Genomic DNA, 22,514 nt, shown 5'->3' with positions numbered 1-22,514 from the left:
GCAACGCACATCGCCACCGAGGCTGAGCATGAACACGACCGAATCGTCCCCCGCGCTGCGCGAAACGCGTTCCGTGTGCTGTTACTGCGGCACGGGCTGCGGCGTGATCATCGAGCACGAGGGCGACCGCATCGTCGGCGTGCGCGGCGACCGCACGCATCCGGCCAACTTCGGCCGTCTGTGCACCAAGGGTTCGACCTTGCATCTGACGACGGGCGCGGCGGGGCGCGCGCGCCATCCGGAGATGCGCGATGCCCGCGGCGCGGCGCGCCGGCGCGTGGGCTGGGATCTGGCACTCGATACGGCCGCCGGGCGCTTCGCCGACGTCATCCGTCGCCATGGTCCCGATGCCGTGGCCTTCTATGTCTCGGGCCAGCTGCTGACCGAGGACTACTACGTCTTCAACAAGCTGGCACGGGCGCTGGTCGGCACCAACAACATCGACTCCAATTCACGGCTGTGCATGTCGAGCGCCGTGGCCGGCTACAAGGCCACGCTCGGTGCCGACAGCGTGCCGTGCAGCTACGAGGACCTTGCGGCGGCCGACCATCTGCTGATTGCCGGTTCCAACACCGCATGGGCGCACCCCATCGTGTTCCGTCGCATCGAGGACGCGAAGAAGGCCAACCCGGCGCTGACGATCACGGTGGTTGATCCGCGCCGTACCGAGACCGCCGAGTTTGCCGACCTGCACCTGCAGATCGCGCCCGGCTCGGACCTGCTGCTGTACAACGCAATGCTGCACGTGCTGCTGTGGGAGGACCTGGTCGACCGCGACTTCATCCGCGACCACACCGGCGGCTTCGATGCGCTGCGCAGCCAGCTCGCCGAGTGCTCGCCCGGCAATGTCGCGGCCGCCTGTGGCGTGCCGGCCGAACGCATCGCCGAGGCGGCGCGCCGCTTCGGCCAGTCCAGGGCAGCCTTGTCCTTGTGGTGCCAGGGCCTCAACCAGTCGCACCACGGCACGGCCAACAGCGCGGCGCTGATCCACCTGCATCTGGCGACGGGCCAGATCGGCCGTCCCGGTGCGGGCCCGTTCTCGCTCACAGGCCAGCCCAACGCGATGGGCGGGCGGGAAGTGGGGGCGATGGCCAACCTGCTGCCGGGCCATCGCGAGCTCGCCAACCCCGCGCATCGCGCCGAACTCGCCGCGGCGTGGGGTGTGCCTTCCCTGCCGGAACGACCGGGCCTGACGGCGGTGGAGTTGTTCGAGGCGCTGGGTGATGGCCGGGTCAAGGCGGTGTGGATTGCGTGCACCAACCCGGCGCACTCCTTGCCCGATCAGGCGCGGGTCCATGAGGCGCTGCGGGCGGCGGAGTTCGTCGTCGTGCAGGAGGCCTATGCCGATACGGAAACCGCCGCCTTCGCCGATCTGTTGCTGCCAGCGGCGAGCTGGGGCGAGAAGACCGGCACGGTGACCAACTCCGAGCGGCGCGTGTCGCGTCTGGTGGCCGCGGTTCCGGCGCCGGGCGAGGCGCGTCCGGACTGGGCGATTGCCGCAGACTTCGCGCGGCGCTTGCAGCGGCGGTTGGCCGGGGAGGGGGACGCGGCTGGCGGCGGCTTCGACTGGGCGGACGAAGCGGCGGTGTTCGCCGAGCATGTCGCCCTGAGCGCCGGCCGTGACTGTGACATGAGCGGGCTCTCGCACGCGCTGCTCGATGCCTGCGGCCCGCAGCAGTGGCCGTTCCCCGCAGGCGCCACGGGCGGAACGGCGCGACTCTTTGCCGACGGCGTGTTCCCGACCGGGGACGGCCGTGCGCGCTTCGCGCCCGTCGCCTTTCCGGTGCGCCATGCGCTGTTGCCGGAAGCGGTCGATGCGCGCCGCCCGCTGGTGCTGTTGACGGGCAGGCTGCGCGACCAGTGGCACGGCATGAGCCGCACCGGCAAGGTGCCGCTGCTGTGGGGGCATACGCCGCGCGCTGAGGTCGCCCTGAATCCGGTCGATCTGCTTCGTCGCGGGCTGCAGGTGGGCAAGCTGGTGCGCCTGGCGGGTCGGCGCGGCGAGGTGGTGCTGCCGCTCGCCTCGGATGACAGCGTCGCGCCGGGGCAGGCCTGGCTGCCGATGCACTGGGGCGCCGGCACGCTGGCGCAGGCGGGTGCCAACGCTCTGACGGTGCCGCTCAGCGATCCGGTGTCGAAGCAGCCGGCGCTCAAGCAGGCCGCGGTGTCGATCGCGCCCTACGTGCCCGGATGGCAGGCGGCATGGGTGGCTATCGCCCGTGATGCGGGGCAGGCGGCGCACTGGCGCAGTGCGCTGCAACCGCTGCTGGCCGGCTTCGACCATGCTTCGATCAGTCTGGCCGGCCGTGAGCGCATCGTCTTCCAGTTGCGTCTGGCGCATGCGGCCCCGGCCGACGATGCGGTGCTGCAGGAGATCGATCAGCTTCTCGGGTGCGACGCGGCACAGGCGCCGCTGGCCTTTGCCGATGCGCGGCGCGGCGTCGTCAAGCGCGCCCGGGTCGAGGACGGCCAGGTGCTGGCGCTGCGCTTCGCGGGCGAAGTCGCGGCCGTGGACTGGCTGCTGCCACTGATGGTCTCTGGCGAGCCGCTCGGCATGTTGCGTCCCTGGCTTTTCGCGCCGCTCGCCGTGCCGCCGACCGGGCTCGGAGCCGCCGATGGCGCGGCGGGGCGCATCGTGTGCAGCTGCCACGGCATCAGCGCCGGCGCCATCGAGGCGGCGCTGGCGTCGGGCGCGAGTCTTGGTGAGGTGCAGGACAAGCTGAAGTGCGGCACGTCCTGCGGTTCGTGCCTGCCGGCCTTGCGGCGCATGGCTGCCAGCGCGCAGACCGCCTGCGCCGGCAGTGCATCATGACGCCACAAAGCTGACGGCGTTCAGCCCGAGGCCGTGGCGAGGAAGTCGCCCCAGGCCTCGATCGGCAGGGGTTTGCCAAACAGGTAGCCCTGGTAGAACTCGCAGCCGTGAAGGCGCAGGAATTCGCGCTGTGTCGGCGTTTCGACGCCTTCGGCGATCGCCTCGAGACCGAGCGCGCGGCTCATCGACAGGATGGCGAGCACGATGATCTCGCTGCCTTCGTCCTGCGTCATGTCGCGGATGAAGGACTGATCGATCTTGAGCTGGGCGAAGGGCAGGCCCTTGAGGTAGGACAGCGAGGAATAGCCGGTGCCGAAGTCGTCGAGCGCGAACTGGATGCCAAGGGCACGGAGCTGGTTCATCCGCGCGACGGTCTCGTCGAGGTCGCCGAGGATGACGCTCTCGGTCAACTCGAGCTTCAGCCGGCTTGGGTCGATGCCCGCCGCTTCGACCGTGCGGTGAACGACTTCGACAAAGTCGGCCTGGTGGAACTGGCGCGCACTCACGTTGACTGCGATCGACAGGTGGCGGGTGGCCGGCGCCTGCTGCCACTGCGCGATCTGCGCGCAGGCGGTGCTCAGCACCCACTGGCCGATCTGCACGATCAGGCCGGTATCCTCGGCCAGCGGGATGAACTCGGCCGGCGAGATCATCCGGCCGTCGGCGCCGGGCCAGCGGATCAACGCCTCGGCGCCGGCGAGGCGGCCGTGGCGGTCGACCTGGGGTTGGTAGAACAGGCGGAAACCGCCCGACTGCAGGGTCTCGCGCAGGCCGATCTCCATGCGTGCGTGCGCATCGACCACGGCCTGCATTTCAGGGTTGAAGAAGCGGATGGTGTTGCGGCCATCCTCCTTCGCCTTGTAGAGCGCGACCTCCGCCTGCTTGAGCAGCGTATCGGGCGCGGCAGCCTTGCCGCGGAACAGGCTCACGCCGATGCTCAGCGTGGCGTAATGAGGTTCGCTGCCGTTCTCGCCGAGTGCGTAGGGCGCATCGAGTTCGGCGTGCAGCTTTCTCGCGATCAGCTCGGCGTGCGCGATGGCGTCGTCCTGGCTGTCGCCGATGTTCTCGATCACGATCGCGAAGTCATCGTCGCCGTGGCGCGCCACCGTGTCGTCCTCGCGCATGGCGGCGCGCAGGCGGTTGCCGAGTTCCTTCAGCAACTGGTCGCCGCTGGCATGGCCGCGCGAGTCGTTGAGCTGCTGGAAGCGGTCGATGTCGAGCAGCATCAGCATGCCCCAGGCTTCGCTGCGGCCGCTGCCTCGGATCGCCTGCTGCAGGCGGTCGCGCAGCAGGGCGCGGTTGGGGAGCCCGGTCAGCGCGTCGTAGTAGGCCAGCCGGTGCAGCAGCGCCTCGGACTGCTTGCGCTGGGTGATGTCTTCCTTGACCGCGACATAGTGCGTGATGGTGCCGTCGGGCTGCTTGATCGGCGCGATCGTCGCCAGTTCCAGGTAGTTCGCGCCGTCCTTGCGGGTGTTGTGGAACTCGCCGCGCCAGACTTCGCCGCGCGACAGCGTGGCCCACAGTTCGTCGTAGGTCTCGCGCGGCGTGAGGCCGGCATTCAGGATGCGTGGGTTGCGACCGATGGCCTCCTCGCGCGAGTAGCCGGTGATGCGGCAGAAGGCCTCATTGACGTACTCGATGCGGGCGTTGGTATCTGTGATGACGATGCATTCCGGGCTCTGCTCGACCGCCATCGACAGCCGACGCAATTCGGCATCGCGCCGTTCGATCTCTGCAGCCATGCGGTCGATGCCCGCCGTCACTTCGTCCAGTTCATGAACCGACGTGCCCTTGCCGACGCGTGTGCCGAGGCTGCCTGCGGCGATGCGGGCGACGGTGTCGCGCACGCGTACCGCCCACACTTCGATCAGCTGGTAGATGTAGAGCCGCGCGAGCAGCGCTGACAGGATCGTCACCGCCCCCAGCAGGGCGAGGTGGATCTGGAAACGGCGGTCGACCGCGTCGAGGGACTGCTCGAGCGGGGCGCCGATCGTCATCAGACCGCTGTCGGGCGCAAAGCCGGGCGCAGCGACACCGTACAGCCGGCGCATGCCGTCGAATCCGGGCAGCTCGATGATGCCGCTGCCTTCGTTCAACGCCCGGCGCAACGCGGCGAGCTGATCGGGGGCGACGACGTGGTCGCGCCAGCGGTCCACGTCCGGCTGGTGGGACAGGATCCTGCCGTCCATGTCGATGAGGCTGGCCTCCCAGCCAGGCGGCAGCTTGAAGTCGTCAATCAGCTTGTCCACCCAGTCGAGCGAGATCGAGGCGAAAAGCACGCCCCGCACTTCGCCCTGCGGTCCGTGCAAGGGGTAGCCGAACACCATGCCCGGCCTGCCCGATACCCGGCCGACGATGAACTCGCCGTAGGTGATGCCCCCGCCCCGCATGCCTGCCTGGAACCACGTGCGATCGGAGACATTGATCGTTGCGCTCGTCGGCCGTGCACTGCAGAACAGGCTACCGTCCGGCAGGGCCGCGCCGATGTTGGCGAAGTCGTCCCGCGAAACCAGCAGGCGCTTGGCGATCTCGCTGCAACTCGTTCCGTCGAGCGACTGCAGGTCGTTCGACCGCGCCATGATCCGCAGCACGAACTCGACCATCTTGTGCGCGCCGAGCGCTTCGCGGCGGGCGGCGGCAAGGCGCTGCTCGACCTCGGCATGTGCGCGCTCGACGGCCTGCGTCCGCCGTTCCTGGTAGTCGACCAGCACGAACAGGAACAGCGGCAGCACGGCAAGGCCGATGGTCAGCCACAGTCGCAGGTGCAGCGAATTGCGCGTCATCTCGTCCTTGGCATCGCGGGTTGATCGGGTGCTGATGTAGGCGGGGTTGAGCCGCCAGCCAGCAATGTGCCCCAATTTGGGTAATCTGTCCCGTGCGACGTTTGCGTGACTGCCGAGTGCGTCACGCTTCGTCTTTCGCGGCGCGGCGGTCGCCTCTGCCGAGGGCTTGCCACTCCGTTCGTCATAATGGCCACGCCCAAAGTAGCATCGGTATGGCAACTGCGGCTACCACGATCTCCAGGGGCAGGCCCAGTTTCCAGTAGTCGCCGAAGCGAAAACCGCCCGGGCCGAGGATCAGCGTGTTGTTCTGGTGACCGATCGGTGTCAGGAAGGCACACGACGCCCCGATGGCCACTGCCATCAGGAACGAGTCAGGATTAACGCCCAGCGCCGACGCAGTGCCGATCGCGATCGGGCACATCACCGCGGCGGTGGCGGCGTTGTTCATGACGTCCGACAGGAACATGGTGATGACCAGGATCACGACCAGCCCCGCGACGGCGTGGCCCTGTGCCACATTGTCCATCAGGGTGCGCGCGATCAGGTCGGCGGTGCCGGTGGTTTCCATCGCGCTTGCCACGGGAATCAGGCATGCCAGCAGCACGATGATGGGCCAGTCGATCGCCTCATAGACCGCGCGCGGCGGCACCGTGCGCAGGGCCATCGAGGCGAGCACGCCGATGGCGAAGGCTACAGCCGCCGGCAGCAGGCCGAGGGCCGCGACGGCGATCGACAGGGTCATGATCGAGGCTGCCTCCCATGCCTTGCGCCGGTCCGGGATGTAGAGTTCGCGCGCGGCCAGCGGCACGCAGGCGGCATCGGCGGCGAACTCCGAAATCGACTCGGGCGGCCCCTGCAACAGCAGCAGGTCGCCGGACTGGATGGCGATCCTGCGCAGCCGCTTCATCGAGCGCTGGCCCTCGCGCGACAGCGCCAGCAGGTTGATGCCGTAGCGGGTGCGCAGCATGATGTCGGTGGCCGAGCGCCCGGAGAGCGGCGAGCCGGGCAGCACCGCAAGCTCCATCAGCACGATCTCGCCCGACTTCGCCGCGGCCGTCTCGCTCCCGTCTCCATCCTTGCCAGCGGCTGTCGTGGCGATCGCACCGGCCTGGGCTCTGGCGCCATTGGCGTCCTCGCTGCCGTTCCCGGCGGCCTCCTCGGGCGTGACCGCTTCCTCCAGTTTCAGGCCAAGGATGGACAGCACGTCAGCCAGCGATTCGGCCTCGGCCTCGATCATCAGGATGTCGCCGGCGTGGACCTTGCGTCCGGGATTGGCCGCGATGAGGCGAACCTCCTTGTGCACCACACCGACGATCTGCGCATCCACATCGACGAGTTCCGCCTCGATCTTGCGCAGGCTCAGGCCGGCCGCCTTGCTGTCCGCAGGGACGCGCACCTCGGTGATGTAGGCCCCCGATTCGAAACCCTCGATGCCCGCCTGCGTGCGGGCCGGCACGAGCCGCCAGCCCACGAGCGCGACGAGCAGGATGCCGGTCAGGGCCACGGCCAGCCCGACCGGTGTGAAGTCGAACATTCCGAAGCCACCCTGGCCGGCGGTGGCGCGGAAGCCCGAGACGATGAGGTTGGGCGGGGTGCCGATCAGCGTCGTCATGCCGCCGAGGATGGTGCCGAAGGCCAGCGGCATCAGGATCTGACCCGGCGTGAGTCCGAGCCGCTCCGAGAGGTGGATGGCTACCGGCATCAGCAGGGCCATGGCGCCGACGTTGTTCATGAAGCCCGACAGCAGCGCGCCGAGACCCATCAGCGCCGCCAGGCTGAGCGTGCGGCCGGCCTTTGCCGGCAGGATGGCGCGCGCCAGCGCATCGACCGCGCCGGAGGTCTGCAGGCCGCGACTCAGCACCAGCACGCAGGCTACCGTGATGACCGCGGGGTGGCCGAAGCCCGCGAACGCGGCGCCGGGCTCGACCAGGCCACCGAGCACGCAGGCGAGCAGGGCGGCGGCGGCCACCATGTCGTGCCGCCAGCGGCCCCACAGGAAGGCGCCGACGGTTGCGGCCAGAATGACGAGGATCAGCAGTTGCTCGGGTTCCATCGGCGCCTCGGGTGCTCATGTCGGGCGGTTGGGTGCTCCCGGCCCGCCGTTTTCCCGGGGCGCCCCTGTTCCCAATATAGATGGCCGGCGCATGCCGGGTAAATCGGGTGAGGCGGCCGGGGGCGAGCGCTGCCCCCGGCGGGCGGATTCACTCGGTATCGAAGCCCAGCAGGCGGCTGTCGATGATGCGGCGGGCGACGGCCTCGGGTACGTCGGTTTCCCAGTCGCCGCGACCACGGCGCAGGCCTTGCAACACCTCGGTGACGTCGATGTGCAGGTGGCCTTCGTCGTGGGGGTGCACGGCCACGAGCTTCTCGTTGGTCACCAGGTGGGAGAGCAGGTGGCGCAGGTTTTCCGGCACCTGGACGTTGTCGAGCGTGACCAGCTCGTCCGGCTGGGCGCCCTTCGGTCGCGAGGGATAGACGTAGACGTGGGTGTTGTCGGGGAAGAGCTTGCCGAAGGCCTCGAGGATGCCGCCCTCCAGGCCTTCGTAGTACTTCTCGTCGAACAGGAACTGGAAGTCGCGTACCGACAGCACGATGCCGATCGGCTTCTGCGTGTAGCGCCGCAGGTAGGCTCGCAGGCGGAAGAAGCGGACGTAGTCTGAAATCATCACCGTGTAGCCCTGGGAGGTCAGCAGGTCCACACGGGCGAGGAAGTCGGCACCGTCGACGTTGTCGCCGCTGATCAGCGAGTTCATCGTGATCTCGGCCAGCTGCAGGATGCTGGTCTCGTCGACCGCGGCGAGCTGGCTGAACTGCTTCAGGCCGGAGGCCATCATGTCCACATTGACGCAGGTCACCGGCTTGAAGCTGCCGCGCATCACCATCACCGGCTTGCGGTAGAACAGCTCGCCCGGCACCACGACCTCGCCGTCGGGGTTGAACACCACGGCGCGCGTCAGCCAGCTGCGGATCAGGTGCAGGTTCATCAGCCGGTTTTCCACTTCCTCGAAGTAGGGGCCCGAGAAGTGGATGAGGTCGACCTCGATGCGCTCGGGCGTGAGGCCGTCGCCCAGGCCTTCGACGATCCATTCGGGCTGGTCGTGGTGGAAGAAGGCGCCGTGGATCAGGTTCACGCCGAGGATGCCGAGCGCTTCGGATTGCTGCGCGTTGGTGTCGTCGAGCATGCGCACGTGCAGGATCACATCGCTTGGCGCGGCGCCCGGGTGCAGCTGCAGGCGCACGCCGATCCAGCCGTGGCATTCGTTCTTCTGCTTGAAGCTGCGTGCGGTCACCGTCGCCGCATAGGCGAAGAAGGTGGTGTTCTTCGCCCGCACGTGGGCGAGGCGGTCCACCACCTGGGTGAACTCCTTGTCCAGCATCTGCAGCAGGCGGGCGCGGCTCACGTAGCGGTCGACATGGCCGTAGATGTCGTCGCTGACCGCCATGTCGTAGGCCGACATGGTCTTGGCGATGGTGCCGGCGGCGGCGCCGACCTGGAAGAAGCGGCGGGCCACTTCCTGCCCGGCGCCGATCTCGACGATGGAGCCGTACTTGAACTTGTCGAGGTTGACCGCCAGTGCCTTCTGGTCGGTGGTCAGGATGGTGTCGCGTTTGCGCATCGGTCTCTTCCTTGATGGGGCAGGGCCGCGGGGCCCGCCTTACTTGAGCTTGAAGCCGCGGTTGTGCAGCGCCTCGACCAGACGGTCGCGCCCGGACAGGGTCTGCGGACCGGCGATGCGCTTGGCCGAATGCACTGCCCAGGTGCCATGTACGTTCATCTGCTGTTCTTCGTAGAAGCGCGCCATGGTGGCGTTGTAGGCCTCGATGCCTGGCGCCTGGGCTTCGAGCGAGTACTTCTCGTGGTGCAGCACCACCGACTGCGGCGGCCGCGGCTTGACCGCGGCCGGCTGGGCCGGGTCCGGACGGCCGACGCACATGCCGAACACCGCGACCACCCCCGGCGGCAGGGCCAGCAGTTCGGCCACCTTCTCCGGCTGGTTGCGCATGCCGCCGATATACACGGTGCCGAGGCCGAGCGACTCGGCCGCCGCGACCGCGTTCTGTGCTGCCAGCGCGGCGTCGATGACGCCGACGAGGAACATCTCGGTGTATTCAAGCGCCTCGGCCGGGCGGCTGGTCGTCTCGGCGAGATGGCGCAGGCGGGCGAGGTCGGCCAGCCACACCAGCTGCAGCGGGGCGTCCTTCACGTGCGCCTGGCCGCCGGCGCACTCGGCCAGCGCGGCGCGGGTTGCCGGGTCGCGCACGGCCACCACGCTCCAGGCCTGCAGGTTGGACGAACTGGCGGCCGACTGCGCGGCGGCGACGATTGCGGCGAGTTCGTCATCACCGACCGGGTCCGGCAGGTAGGCGCGCACCGAGCGGTGATCGAGCAGGTGTTCGATGAGCGGCGAGCTGGCCGCCTGAAGCGAAAGGCCGAGGTCGCCGTAGCGGGCGCGCAGGCGTTGCGGGTCGAGGGGCATGAGTCACTCCGGATGCTGCGGGAAAACAGCAAGTATATTGGCGCAAGGCGGTGCTTCGGCGATCCTGCCGCAGTACGGGGAACGATTGCGCGCGCTGGTCGCTCCGCCGTCGCGGGTGCGAACGGATAGCGCCGATTTGATCTGGATGCATGAATTACGTTAACGTCAACGTAAATATGGCGCCCGGCGGGCTTTTGCCCAGCCGGAAGCCGACGGTTTTGATCACAACGAGGAGAGGGAACACCATGAGTGCTGTCGCCGAATTCATCGCCGCACGCGACTTCCTGTTGCAACACCGCAGCGACTACGCCACCGCCTACGCCGGCTTCAAGTGGCCGCAGCTGAAGGAATTCAACTGGGCGCTGGACTACTTCGATGCCATGGCCAAGGGCAACGACAACCCGGCGCTGTGGATCATCGAGGAGGATGGCCGCGAGTCGAAGCTCTCCTTCGCCGAGATGTCGGCGCGCTCGAACCGCGTCGCCAACTGGCTGCGCAAGCAGGGCGTCAAGCGCGGCGAGCGCATCCTGATCATGCTCGGCAACGAAGTGCCGCTGTGGGAAACCATGCTCGCCGCGATCAAGCTCGGCGCGGTGGTGATCCCCGCGACCACGCTGCTGACCCCGGACGATCTGGTCGACCGCGTCGAGCGCGGCCAGGTCAAGCACGTGGTGATCGGCAAGGCCCACACCGACAAGTTCGAGAGCCTGCCGGGCAGCTTCGGGCGCATCGCCGTGGGCGGCGCGCCCGCTGGCTGGAAGGCCTTCGAGGACGCCGCGGCCGAATCCGACCAGTTCACCCCGGACGGCGTCACCCGCGTCGACGATCCGCTGCTGCTTTACTTCACCTCGGGCACCACCTCCAAGCCCAAGCTGGTGCTGCACACCCATCAGTCCTACCCTGTTGGCCACCTGTCGACGATGTACTGGATCGGCCTGAAGCCCAATGACCGCCACATGAACATCTCCTCGCCGGGCTGGGCCAAGCACGCCTGGAGCTGCTTCTTCGCGCCGTGGAATGCCGGCGCCTGCGTGTTCCTGTACAACTACAACCGCTTCAACGCCAAGGCCCTGCTCGACGTGCTGGTGAAGTACGAAGTCACCACCATGTGCGCGCCCCCGACCGTGTGGCGCATGCTGATCCAGCAGGACCTGGCGGCGGTCAAGACCAAGCTGCGCGAACTGATCGGCGCCGGCGAACCGCTCAACCCGGAAGTCATCGAGCAGGTGCAGAAGGCCTGGGGCATCACCATCCGCGACGGCTTCGGCCAGACCGAGACCACCGCCGAGATCGGCAACACGCCCGGCCAGCCGCTCAAGCCCGGTTCCATGGGCCGTCCGCTGCCCGGCTACAAGATCGCCCTGCTCGACGTGGATAGCAACCCGGTGACCGAGGGTGAGATCTCGCTGGTGCTAGGCGACAGCCGTCCGGTGGGCCTGATGGTGGGCTACTCGGGTGATCCGGCGAAGACCGCGGAAGTGATGCGCGATGGCCACTATCGCACCGGTGACGTCGCCAGCATCGACGAGGACGGCTACATCACCTATGTCGGCCGTGCCGACGACGTGTTCAAGGCCTCCGACTATCGCATCAGCCCGTTCGAACTCGAAAGCGTGCTGATCGAGCACCCGGCGGTGGCCGAAGCCGCGGTGGTGCCGAGCCCGGATCCGGTGCGTCTGGCGGTGCCGAAGGCCTTCGTGATCCTGGTCGCCGGCCAGGAGCCCAGCAAGGAGCTCGCCAAGGACATCTTCGCCTTCACCCGCGAACGCCTGGCCCCGTACAAGCGCATCCGCCGCCTGTCCTTCGCCGACCTGCCCAAGACCATCTCAGGCAAGATCCGCCGCGTCGAACTGCGCAAGGCCGAAGAGGCGCGGGGTGAGAACGCGCGGGGCGAGCTGGAGTTCTTCGAGGAAGACTTCCCCGAACTGAAGGGCTGATCGCGGCCCGTACAAGGGGGCCATCATGCGCCCCCGTGCGGCCGGCATGCTGCTACAATGCCGGCCGTGGCGGGTCTCCCCGCATTGCAGCGCGGTGAACCTGGTCAGGGCCGGAAGGCAGCAGCCACAGCCGTTCCCTGCAAGTGCCGGGGGTCGGGCTCGCCACCCCGAATGCAAGAAGCCGAAGGGCGCTCCGATGTGGGCGCCCTTCGGCTTTTCGGCGTGTCGTTCAAGCCTGGTCGTTCAGGCGAGCAGGCTGTCCATCAGCATCATCGCCACGAAGCCGACGATCAGGCCGCCGGTGGCCAGCGTTTCGTGGCCGCGGCGGTGCGACTCGGGGATGATCTCGTGACTGACCACGAACAGCATCGCGCCAGCCGCGCCCGCCAGCCCCCACGGCAGGATCATCGCGGAAGCCGACACCATCACCGAACCGGCGACCGCGGCGATCGGCTCCATCAGGCCTGACACCGCGGCGACGCCGAAGGCGAACAGGCGGCTGTAGCCGGCCGTCACCAGCGCGATGGCGACGATCAGGCCCTCGGGCACGTTCTGCAGCGAGATCCCGGTGGCGACGGCGTCGCCGCTGCCCGCGCCGGTGCCGTTGAGGCCGGATGCAACCCCGATCGCCAGCCCCTCGGGGATGTTATGGACCGCGATGGCGAACACGAACAGCCACACCGCGGTGCCGGTACGCGAGCCGTCCGGCGCATGCGAGTGGGGCAGGGCGCGATCCATCGTCAGCAACAGCCCGGCACCGATCGCAAGGCCAACGGCCACCAGCAGCGCTGCGCCGGTCTGGCCCGTGCCCTGCGCCTGGGCGGCATCGAAGGCCGGCAGCAACAGCGAGAACACGCTCGCGGCCAGCATCACGCCGGCGCCGAAGCCGAGCAGCATGCCTTGCGCACCCTCGCTGATCCTGCGCATCACCAGCAACGGCACGGCGCCCAACGCGGTAGCGGCTGCGGCCATGGCGCCGCCGGACAGTGCGCCGGACAGCGGTAGCTCGAAGCCTTCCAGGCCGCGGACGGCCTGCGCGAGCAGCACGGCGAAACCGGTTAGCGCGATCAGCCAGCCGGCGAGCGCGCGCAAGGCACCAGCCGGGCTGGCGGGCAGGAAATGCAGGCGGGCGACTTTGGCTACCATGATCGGACTCCTTTCGATCTGCATGCGTCACCACCGGTCGGGGCAGCGCACGAATCAGTGAATTCAGTATGGAGTCCGCCCACCGATAGAACCAATTGAAAGCTTGAAATCGGTCGATAGGGCTTGGGTATCGAGGGGCCGACTCAGCCGGGCCGTCGGTAGCCGCCCGCCACGCCTCGTGGCGACAGCACGAACTGCCACAGTTGGTTGCTGCGTGCGCGGAAAGTGCCGGCGCAGGCGAGCAGGTAGTAGCGCCACATGCGGTAGAAGTGTTCGCCGTAGCGCTCGGCGAAGCGCGGCCAGGCGGCTTCGAAACGGGCATGCCAGGCCATCAGCGTGCGGTCGTAGTCGGCGCCGAAGCTATGCACGTCCTCGACGACGAAGCAGTCTTCCGATGCGTCGCAGACCTGGCCGAGCGAGGGCAGATCGCCGTTGGGAAAGATGTAGCGGTCGATCCACGGGTCGGTTGGCGTGCGTCGCACGTTCTTGCCGATGGTGTGAAGCAGGAACAGGCCGTCGTCGGTCAGGCTGCGGCGCGCCATCTCGAAGAAGGCGCTGTGGTTCTTGGCCCCGACGTGCTCGAACATGCCGACCGAGGCGATGCGGTCGAAGCGTTCGCTGCCGCCGCGGTTGAACTGTCGATAGTCCTGCAGCCGGAAGGCCACCGGCAGGTCGTTACAGCGCCCTTGGCCGAACTCCGCCTGCTCGCGCGAGATTGTCAGGCCGACGCATTCGACGCCGTAGTGTTCGGCGGCGAACTTCATCAGGCTGCCCCAGCCGCAGCCGATGTCGAGCAGTCGCATGCCGGGTCGCAACTCGAGCTTGCGGCAGATGAGGTCGAGCTTGGCCGCCTGCGCGTCTTCCAGCGTATTGGCCGTGGCCCAGTAGCCACAGGTATAGGCCATGCTCGGGTCGAGCATGGCCTCGAAGAAGTCGTTGCCGAGGTCGTAATGGATCTCGCCGACCTGCCAGGTGCGGCGCAGGCTCTGCAGGTTGAAGAGGCGCGCGCGCAGGGCCTGCACCCTCAGAGCCGTGGTCCCCACCTTCTCGTCGAGGCGGGCGAGCAGCACGCGGGCAATGAATTCGTCGACCTGGTCGCAGTCCCACCAGCCTTCCATGTAGCTCTCGCCCAGGCCAAGGCTGCCGCGCGCCAGGATGCGGTCCGCGGTCTGCGGGTTGTGGATGCGCATGTCCCAAGGGCGTTCGCCGTCGACCTCGATGTCTGCCTCGGCGAGCAGTTGCGCGATCGCGCGCAGCGCCGGGTCCTGTTCCCGTGGCCGAAGGGTGCGGCGCGCGCCATGATGGTGCGCCGGGAGTGGCTTGCGTGCATGGGTTTCGGCGGGCTTTTGAGTGCTCTCCATCCTGTACTCCTTGCCGTGTAAGGGTTTGAAGTCTGGAAAGGGAAGGCCGGTGGCCATCGCCGCCCGGCTTTGCCGTATTCCAAGCAGGAATCGGGCCTTCTTCTCGGGCGTGGCGTGCGGATCAGACGGTCAGTGCGAACTCGGCGCACACGGCGCACAGCAGATCGAAAAGGGTGTCGAAGTCCTGGGCATTCGGATGCATGATCGGGTCCTCCGTGCGATGCCGGGCCTGTCCGGCTGACGAGTGCAGAATAGGCAGTGGATCTAGATAGGTCCAATCGATAAGCAGGATGTTTGGAATTGCCTTCAGCTATCGAGGAGCTGCAGGGCGGGGATGACGATCGGCGCCGGACGCCCGTCATGGCTCTGCTAGAATCGCCCGCCATGAGCTATCAGGTCCTTGCGCGCAAGTGGCGGCCGAAGTCCTTCGGTACGCTGGTCGGTCAGGAGCACGTCGTGCGGGCGCTGACGCATGCGCTCGCCACGGGCAGGCTGCATCACGCCTGGCTTTTCACCGGGACGCGCGGCGTGGGCAAGACCACGATCAGTCGCATCCTCGCCAAGGCGTTGAACTGCGAGACGGGCATCACGCCCGAGCCCTGTGGCGTCTGCGATGCCTGCCGTGCCATCGACGCCGACCGCTTCCCCGATTACGTGGAGATGGATGCCGCGTCCAACCGCGGCGTCGACGACATGGCGGCGCTGCTCGACAAGGCCGTGTATGCGCCGGTACAGGGGCGCTACAAGGTCTACATGATCGACGAAGTGCACATGCTCACCGGTCACGCCTTCAACGCCATGCTGAAGACGCTGGAAGAGCCGCCCGAGCACGTCAAGTTCATCCTCGCCACCACCGATCCGCAGAAGATTCCGGTCACGGTGCTGTCGCGCTGCCTGCAGTTCAACCTGAAGCAGATGCCGCCGGGCCATATCGTCGATCATCTGACGCGCATCCTGCAGGCCGAGGAGGTGCCTTTCGAGCCCGGCGCATTGCGCCATATCGCCAAGGCCGCCAACGGGTCGATGCGCGATGCGCTGTCGCTGCTCGACCAGTCGATCGCGCATGGCGCGGGCAAGGTCGAGGAGGAGCAGGTCACGCAGATGCTGGGCACGGTCGGCGACGACCATCTTTACGCCGTGCTCGACGCGCTTGCGGCCGGGAATGTCGCTGGCCTGCTCGCGGTGGCGGATGGCATGGAGGCGCGCAGCCTGTCCTTCGATGCCGCGTTGCAGTCGCTGGCGACCCTGGTGCATCGCATTGCGCTTGTGCAGTACGCGCCGGAGGCGATCGCGGACGAGGTCGAGCGCGCCCGCATCGGATCCTATGCGGGTGCCTTCGATGCGGAGTTCCTGCAGCTCGCCTACCAGATCGCGATTCACGGTCGTGACGAGCTGCCGTTGGCGCCGGACGAATACACCGGTTTCACGATGACGCTGCTGCGTCTGCACGCTTTCCGTCCCGATCAGCCGGCGGCGCTCGGCGGACCCGGCGTCGCGCCGGCCGGCGGCGGTCAGGCACGCAGCCTGCCTGCTGCTGCGGCCGCAGGCGCGGGGGGGGCGCAGGGCGCCCGATCGGGTGGTGACCTGGCGTCGTCTTCTGCCCTCTCCGCGGCGGGGGGCGGAAATCGGGTCACCGGCGTGCCGGCGGGACAGCCTTCTCGCGCAGCCGCCCCCTCACCTACGGCGCCTGTGCCCGCAGAGCGCCCGCTGGAGAAGGCCGAACCTGCTCCCGTCGCTTCAGTGCCTGCGGCGGTCGCCGCCGTGTCGTCGGGAGCGAGCGCGCCGGTGGCGGCGAGCGAGAACGATGTGCCGCCTTGGGAAGACCTGCCGCCCGAGGCGTATGCAGAGGATTACGGCGCGGCGGCAACTGCACCCGCGCGGACACAACCTGAAGCCGCGACGCGCCAGCGCGGCGCAGAGACCGTGCCCGCGGTGGTTGCGACCGTTGAGGTCGCGCGCGCGCCCGAAGCGTCCGTTGCCCCGGCGGTTGTACCGCCTGTCTCCATCAGGCCTGCGTCGGCGACCGGCGGCGACGTCGGGTCCCTGCTCGCAATGGGTGACTGGCGAGGCATCATTCGCGCGCTCGAACTGGGTGGGCTCGTGCGCGAGCTTGCCCAGCACTGCGAGTGGGTCGATTGCGCCGAGGACGAGTTGCAGTTGCGCCTGTCGACGGCGCATCGCCATCTGCTGGACATGAACCGTGGCGCGGTCGACCGCCTGCAGGACCAGCTCGCTGCGGCCACCGGGCGCACGATTCGCGTGCGCATCGTCATCGGCGACATCGCCGGCGAAACGCCTGCCCAGCGCGACGAGATCGAGCGTCGCGCACGCCATGCGGAGGCGGTGGCCGCACTGGAGGCTGATCCCTTCGTGCGCGAACTCATCGAACGCTTCGATGCCACCCTCGTCGAAAACACCGTGAAGCCGCTGTGACGGCCGCGGCACGACAGACTTCGCGTCAAGACTCTTTTCAAACAACTCAATAACCTGGAGTGTCCAAGATGATGAAAGGCGGAATCGCCGGGCTGATGAAGCAAGCCCAGCAGATGCAGGAGAACATGAAGAAGATGCAGGAGCAGCTTGCTTCGGTCGAGGTCGAAGGGCAGTCGGGTGCCGGCATGGTCAAGGTGCAGATGACCTGCAAGTACGACGTGCGTCGCGTCTCCATCGACGCGTCGGTGATGGACGACAAGGAAATGCTCGAGGACCTGGTCGCGGCGGCGCTGAACGATGCCGTGCGCAAGGTCGAGGCGACCACGCAGGAGAAGATGTCTGGTTTCACGTCCGGCCTCAATCTGCCGCCCGGCATGAAGCTGCCGTTCTGAGTCTGCCGCGATGACGCCGTCGAGCCTCGACGAATTGATCGAGGCCTTACGCTGCCTGCCCAGCGTCGGCCCGAAATCCGCGCAGCGCATGGCCTACCATCTGCTGCAGCGCGATCAGCGCGGCGCGGCGCGGTTGGCACATGCGCTTGCGCACGCGCTCGAAGTGCTGCGCCACTGCGAGCGCTGCAACAACTTCAGCGAGGAAGCCGTGTGCCCGCGCTGCGCCAACCCGCGGCGCGACGCCTCGCTGCTGTGCGTGGTCGAGATGCCGGCCGATCTGGCGATGATCGAGCAGACGCAGTCCTACAGCGGGCTCTACTACGTCCTGATGGGGCGGCTGTCGCCGCTCGACGGCATCGGGCCGCGCGAGCTGAAGCTCGACAAGCTCATTGGTCGCGCGACCGACGGCAAGGTGCAGGAAGTCATCCTCGCCACCAACTTCACCAACGAGGGCGAGGCCACCGCGCATACCGTCGCCAGCCTGTTGACTGCGCGCGGCCTCAAGGTCAGCCGCTTGTCCCGCGGCGTGCCGGTCGGGGGCGAGCTCGAACACACCGACACCGGCACCATCGCCCAGGCCCTGGTCGAACGCCGCACCGTCTAGGCGAGCTGTTGCGTCGCAGCATATTCGGCCGCTGCCGCGGCTTTCCGACGCAGGAATGCCGCCCGGAAAGCCTTGTTGCGACTGGCGATCCGCCCTTCGTGCTTTCTCTGCTGCAGTGACTCCGTTATAATCCCGGAGTTATTTGTATCCGGGTCTTTCGTTTTCCTTTTTGGGAAGAGGGTCATGAGCGTTGATCAAAAGATGGACAGCAGCCGCCGCACCCTGCTGCTGGCGACGTCCGCCGCCGGCGGTGTTGCCGCCGTGGCAACGGCTGTGCCGTTCGTTGCCAGCCTGACGCCGTCCGAGCGTGCCAAGGCAGCCGGTGCGCCGGTCGAAGTGGATGTGGGTAAGCTCGCTCCGGGCGAGATGATGACTGTGGAATGGCGCGGCAAGCCGGTGTGGATCCTGCGTCGCACGCCCGAGATGCTGGCGTCGCTCGACAAGACCGATGCCAATGTCACCGATCCGGCCTCGGATGAGCCGCAGCAGCCGGACTACGCCAAGAACAAGCATCGTTCCATCAAGCCCGAATACCTGGTCACGGTGGGTATTTGTACCCACCTCGGCTGTTCCCCGTCCGAGAAGTTCAAGGTCGGTGCCGAAAGCGGCATGGGAGCCGACTGGCCCGGCGGCTTCCTGTGCCCCTGCCACGGTTCGATCTTCGATCTGGCAGGTCGCGTGTACAAGAGCATGCCGGCGCCGACCAATCTCGAGATTCCGCCGCACCAATATCTCGCGGATACCACCATTCTTGTTGGCGATGACGGGAAGGCATAAGCGATGACCACGAAATCCCAGGCTGTGCTGAACTGGATCGACGAGCGTTTTCCGCTGACGTCGTCCATCAAGGGGCACCTCACCGAGTACTACGCCCCGAAGAACTTCAATTTCTGGTACTTCTTCGGCTCGCTGGCCCTGCTGGTGCTGGTGATCCAGATCCTGACCGGCATCTTCCTGGTCATGCACTACAAGCCGGATGCCTCGCTGAACGCCGCCGGTGTGCCGGTGGCCTTCGCCAGCGTCGAGTACATCATGCGCGAGGTGCCGGGTGGCTGGCTCATCCGCTACCTGCACTCGACCGGTGCATCGGCCTTCTTCATCGTCGTGTACCTGCACATGTTCCGCGGTCTGCTCTACGGTTCGTACCGCAAGCCGCGCGAGCTGATCTGGATCTTCGGCACCCTGATCTTCCTGGTGCTGATGGCCGAGGCCTTCATGGGCTACCTGCTGCCGTGGGGGCAGATGTCCTTCTGGGGCGCCCAGGTCATCGTCAACCTGTTCTCGGCGATCCCGGTGATCGGTCCTGACCTGTCGCTGGTCATCCGCGGCGACTTCGTCGTGTCCGACGCGACGTTGAACCGCTTCTTCTCCTTCCACGTCATCGCCGTGCCGCTGGTGCTGATCGGCCTCGTCGCTGCACACATCATCGCGCTGCACGAAGTCGGCTCGAACAACCCGGACGGTGTCGAGATCAAGAAGAAGAAGGATGCCAACGGCATTCCGCTGGACGGCATTCCCTTCCATCCGTACTACACGGTCAAGGACATCGTCGGCGTCGTGGCCTTCCTGTTCTTCTTCAGCGCGGTCGTGTTCTTCGCGCCGGAAGGTGGCGGTTACTTCCTCGAGTTCAACAACTTCATCCCGGCCGACCCGCTGAAGACGCCGCCGCACATCGCGCCGGTGTGGTACTTCACCCCCTTCTATTCGATCCTGCGCGCGGTCACCTACCCGCTGTTCGGCCTCGATGCGAAGTTCTGGGGCGTTGTGGCCATGGGTGCCTCGGTCGTGATCATCGCCTTCCTGCCCTGGCTGGATCGCAGCCCGGTGAAGTCGGTTCGCTACAAGGGCCCGATCTTCAAGATTGCGCTGGTCATCTTCGTCATCTGCTTCTTCATCCTGGGTTACCTGGGCGTGCTGCCCCCGACCCCGGGTCGTACGCTGGTGTCGCAGATCTGCTCGGTGCTGTACTTCGCGTTCTTCCTGCTGATGCCGTGGTACAGCAAGCTCGACAAGTGCAAGGCCGAACCGGAAAGGGTGAACTTCAAATGAAAATGCGCGTGATCAATCTCATCAAGCGTGCGGCAGCGGTGCTGCTGTTCGCTCCGGCGGTGGCGCTGGCGGCGGGTGCTTCGGTGCACCTCGACAAGGCCCCGGTCAGCACCGATCCGGCGGCGCTCCAGCACGGCGCGAAGCTGTTCGTCAATTACTGTCTGAACTGCCACGGCGCGTCCTACGTGCGCTACAACCAGCTGCAGAACATCGGCCTGTCCGAGCAGATGATTCGCGACAACCTGATGTTCACCGGCGAGAAGGTCGGCGATCTGATGAAGATCTCGATGGCACGCGATGACGGCAAGGTGTGGTTCGGCGCCGCGCCGCCCGACCTGTCGGTGATCGCCCGTTCGCGCGCTTCCGGTGACGGCAGCGGTGCGGACTGGCTGTACACCTACCTGCGCCAGTTCTACCGTGACCCCGCTCGTCCGACCGGCTGGAACAACGTGATCTTCGAGAACGTCGGTATGCCGCACGTCCTGTGGGAGCTGCAGGGCGAGCAGGTCGCCAAGGTCACCGAGAACGCAGACGGCTCCAAGCATGTCGAACTGTCGCTCGCCAAGCCCGGCAAGATGTCGGCTGAGGAGTACGACAAGTCGATCGCCGACCTTGTCTCCTTCCTCGTTTGGATGGGCGAGCCGGTCGCAGAGAAGCGCAAGACGATTGGTACCTTCGTGCTGATCTTCCTCGCAGGCCTGTTCGTGCTGTCTTACGCGCTCAAGAAGAACTACTGGAAGGACATTCATTGATCGGAACGACAACCGGCCGCGAGGCCTGTTGATGCAGTCCTGACCCAGACGCACCACGCGGAACCGCGTGGTGCGCTTTTGCTTTTGTATCCCCGGAGTGGCAACACCATGATGAACCTGTATTCCGGCACGACCGACCCCTTCAGCCATCGCTGCCGGATCGTCCTGTTCGAGAAGGGCATGGATTTCGAAGTCATTGACGTCGATCTCTACAACAAGCCCGAAGACATCGCCGTCATCAACCCCTACAACCGCGTGCCGGTGCTGGTGGACCGCGACCTCGTGCTGTACGAGTCGAACATCATCAACGAGTACATCGACGAGCGTTTTCCGCATCCGCAGCTGATGCCGCCCGACCCGATCATGCGCGCGCGCGCCCGCCAACTGCTGCACACCTTCGAGCAGGAACTGTTCTCGCACCTGGAAGCGCTCGAGGCGAACCAGAAGGGCGTGGACAAGAACCGCGCGCACGTCCGTGACCAGCTCACCCAGCTCGCGCCGATCTTCACCAAGCAGAAGTTCATGCTCGGCGAGGAGTTCTCTATGCTCGACGTGGCCATTGCGCCGCTGCTGTGGCGCCTGGAGCACTACGGCATCGAGCTGCCCAAGGCCGCCGCGCCGCTGATGAAGTACGCCGAGCGGATATTCAGCCGCCAGGGTTTCATCGATGCGCTGACGCCCTCCGAGAAGGTGATGCGTCGCTGATCTGCCGACCCCCGACGCCGATGGTCGCGCCTCGCGGCCGCGGCGTCGCCTGATGGAAGACTCATGACCACGGTATCGACCAAGCCTTACCTGATCCGCGCCATCTGGGAATGGTGCGTCGATCAGGGATTCACGCCCTACGTCGCCACGCTCGTGGATGCCCAGACGCGCGTTCCGCCGGGCTATGCGCGTGACGGACAGATCGTGTTGAACCTGTCGCCCGATGCGACCGGGCAGTTGCAGATCGCAAATGATTTCATCAGCTTCCAGGCCCGCTTCGGTGGGGTGGCGCATTCGCTCGTGGTGCCGATCGCCAACGTGATCGCCGTCTACGCCCGCGAAAACGGGCAGGGCATGGCCTTCGAGCCCGAGATCACGGGCGATGACGCGGGTGTCGATGCCGATGAGACACTGGGTGAGACGCCTCAAACCGTCGTGGACATGGCCGATGCGGCCGCTGAGGCGAAGGCCGAAGCGCCCGCGGGCGAAGACGCGCCGCGCCGTCCTCGTCCTTCCCACCTGACCGTTGTGAAGTGAGACAAGCCATGGCCAGTCTTGAATGGAGCGAGAAGCTGGAGAACGGCCTCGCGCGCATGGACGACACGCACCGCGAGTTTGTCGAGCTCTATAACGTGGTTGCCAACGCGGGGCCTGACGATTTTCTCGCCGCCTACGATGCTTTCGTCGCGCACACCGAGGCCCACTTCGCCCAGGAGAACCGCTGGATGGAGGTGGTCAATTTCCCGGGCTGTCACCGCGCCGAGCACGATCGTGTGCTCGCCGTCCTGCACGACATCCGCAAGCGTGTCGCCGCAGGCGACACCTTCTTCGCCAAGCGCCTCGTGCAGGAGTTGCCGGCCTGGTTCGATCATCACACCAACGGCATGGATGCCGCGCTGGCTTTCCATCTGCAGAGCGTCGGCTACGATGTGGACAGCGGCACGTTTGCGAATGCGGAAGGCGCTGAAGGCCAGGCTGCGTCAGGTTGCGCGTGTGCGACGCTGAGCGCCGAGAGCGACGCCGAGAAGAAGGCCTGCGCCTGATGGCGGTGAGGTCTGCCTC

At 66.9% G+C, this 22,514-nt stretch carries 17 protein-coding genes and 1 other RNA gene; 12 read left to right on the top strand and 6 right to left on the bottom strand.

The annotated features are described in order from the left end of the window. Positions 1-28 precede the first annotated feature (28 nt). A complete protein-coding gene (locus CGK74_RS15995; protein WP_094269416.1) occupies positions 29-2,812 on the top strand; it encodes a nitrate reductase in 2,784 nt (927 codons plus the stop codon). Positions 2,813-2,832: 20 nt separating this feature from the next. On the opposite strand, the gene CGK74_RS15990 is transcribed toward CGK74_RS15995, so the two are convergent. The 4 genes from CGK74_RS15990 to CGK74_RS15975 all read right to left on the bottom strand — a co-directional run bounded on the left by CGK74_RS15990 (position 2,833) and on the right by CGK74_RS15975 (position 10,073). Further along, the gene (locus CGK74_RS15990; RefSeq protein WP_094269415.1) at positions 2,833-5,595 is read right to left on the bottom strand and encodes a bifunctional diguanylate cyclase/phosphodiesterase; all 2,763 of its coding nucleotides are present in this window, start codon (positions 5,593-5,595) and stop codon (positions 2,833-2,835) included. Positions 5,596-5,776: 181 nt separating this feature from the next. Beyond that, on the bottom strand, positions 5,777-7,648 hold the full coding sequence (locus CGK74_RS15985) for an SLC13 family permease (RefSeq protein WP_094269414.1): 1,872 nt from the start codon (positions 7,646-7,648) through the stop codon (positions 5,777-5,779). Positions 7,649-7,796: 148 nt separating this feature from the next. After that, positions 7,797-9,212, bottom strand: coding sequence for a nicotinate-nucleotide adenylyltransferase (locus CGK74_RS15980; RefSeq protein ID WP_094269413.1), 1,416 nt, complete (start codon positions 9,210-9,212; stop codon positions 7,797-7,799). Positions 9,213-9,251: 39 nt separating this feature from the next. Next, positions 9,252-10,073, bottom strand: coding sequence for an NADPH-dependent oxidoreductase (locus CGK74_RS15975; protein ID WP_094269412.1), 822 nt, complete (start codon positions 10,071-10,073; stop codon positions 9,252-9,254). 245 nt (positions 10,074-10,318) lie between these two features. Between CGK74_RS15975 and CGK74_RS15970 the strand changes: the two genes are divergently transcribed. Both CGK74_RS15970 and ffs read left to right on the top strand, forming a co-directional pair. Further along, positions 10,319-12,010 (top strand): AMP-binding protein, encoded by a 1,692-nt coding sequence (locus CGK74_RS15970; protein ID WP_094269411.1) that lies wholly within the window; start codon positions 10,319-10,321, stop codon positions 12,008-12,010. 68 nt (positions 12,011-12,078) lie between these two features. Further along, positions 12,079-12,177, top strand: an RNA gene (gene ffs / locus CGK74_RS15965) — signal recognition particle sRNA small type. A 76-nt stretch (positions 12,178-12,253) separates the two neighbouring features. Here the strand turns inward: ffs and CGK74_RS15960 are convergent. Together CGK74_RS15960 and cfa are read right to left on the bottom strand one after the other, a co-directional pair. Further along, positions 12,254-13,156 (bottom strand): ZIP family metal transporter, encoded by a 903-nt coding sequence (locus tag CGK74_RS15960; protein ID WP_094269471.1) that lies wholly within the window; start codon positions 13,154-13,156, stop codon positions 12,254-12,256. Positions 13,157-13,299: 143 nt separating this feature from the next. Beyond that, positions 13,300-14,517: a cyclopropane fatty acyl phospholipid synthase gene (gene cfa, locus CGK74_RS15955; RefSeq protein WP_206186274.1), complete on the bottom strand. Its 1,218-nt coding sequence runs from the start codon at positions 14,515-14,517 to the stop codon at positions 13,300-13,302. A gap of 384 nt (positions 14,518-14,901) precedes the next feature. On the opposite strand from cfa, the gene dnaX reads away from it, so the two are divergent. The 9 genes from dnaX to CGK74_RS15910 all read left to right on the top strand — a co-directional run bounded on the left by dnaX (position 14,902) and on the right by CGK74_RS15910 (position 22,495). Next, entirely contained in the window at positions 14,902-16,950 is a 2,049-nt protein-coding gene (gene dnaX, locus CGK74_RS15950) for a DNA polymerase III subunit gamma/tau (protein WP_094269410.1), read from the top strand. 68 nt (positions 16,951-17,018) lie between these two features. Further along, positions 17,019-17,342, top strand: coding sequence for a YbaB/EbfC family nucleoid-associated protein (locus tag CGK74_RS15945; protein ID WP_004259160.1), 324 nt, complete (start codon positions 17,019-17,021; stop codon positions 17,340-17,342). Positions 17,343-17,352: 10 nt separating this feature from the next. Beyond that, positions 17,353-17,946, top strand: coding sequence for a recombination mediator RecR (gene recR, locus CGK74_RS15940; RefSeq protein ID WP_094269409.1), 594 nt, complete (start codon positions 17,353-17,355; stop codon positions 17,944-17,946). A gap of 183 nt (positions 17,947-18,129) precedes the next feature. Continuing rightward, positions 18,130-18,723, top strand: a complete 594-nt coding sequence (petA, locus tag CGK74_RS15935; RefSeq protein ID WP_094269408.1) for a ubiquinol-cytochrome c reductase iron-sulfur subunit — start codon at positions 18,130-18,132, stop codon at positions 18,721-18,723. A gap of 3 nt (positions 18,724-18,726) precedes the next feature. Next, complete coding sequence (locus tag CGK74_RS15930; RefSeq protein ID WP_094269407.1) at positions 18,727-19,995, top strand: cytochrome b; 1,269 nt, start codon at positions 18,727-18,729, stop codon at positions 19,993-19,995. After that, positions 19,992-20,747 (top strand): cytochrome c1, encoded by a 756-nt coding sequence (locus tag CGK74_RS15925; RefSeq protein ID WP_094269406.1) that lies wholly within the window; start codon positions 19,992-19,994, stop codon positions 20,745-20,747. The genes CGK74_RS15930 and CGK74_RS15925 overlap by 4 nt, the downstream gene beginning before the upstream one ends. A 108-nt stretch (positions 20,748-20,855) precedes the next feature. Then, a complete protein-coding gene (locus tag CGK74_RS15920; RefSeq protein WP_094269405.1) occupies positions 20,856-21,452 on the top strand; it encodes a glutathione S-transferase N-terminal domain-containing protein in 597 nt (198 codons plus the stop codon). A 63-nt stretch (positions 21,453-21,515) separates the two neighbouring features. Beyond that, positions 21,516-21,989 carry a ClpXP protease specificity-enhancing factor gene (locus CGK74_RS15915; RefSeq protein ID WP_094269404.1) on the top strand — a complete coding sequence of 158 codons (474 nt, stop codon included), beginning with the start codon at positions 21,516-21,518 and terminating at the stop codon, positions 21,987-21,989. An 8-nt stretch (positions 21,990-21,997) separates the two neighbouring features. Then, the gene (locus tag CGK74_RS15910) at positions 21,998-22,495 is read left to right on the top strand and encodes a hemerythrin domain-containing protein (RefSeq protein WP_094269403.1); all 498 of its coding nucleotides are present in this window, start codon (positions 21,998-22,000) and stop codon (positions 22,493-22,495) included. The last annotated feature ends 19 nt before the right edge of the window (positions 22,496-22,514 follow it).

Origin of the sequence: Thauera propionica (assembly GCF_002245655.1) — a bacterium.
Lineage (GTDB): Bacteria > Pseudomonadota > Gammaproteobacteria > Burkholderiales > Rhodocyclaceae > Thauera > Thauera propionica.
This window is presented reverse-complemented; position numbering and strand designations above follow the sequence as displayed.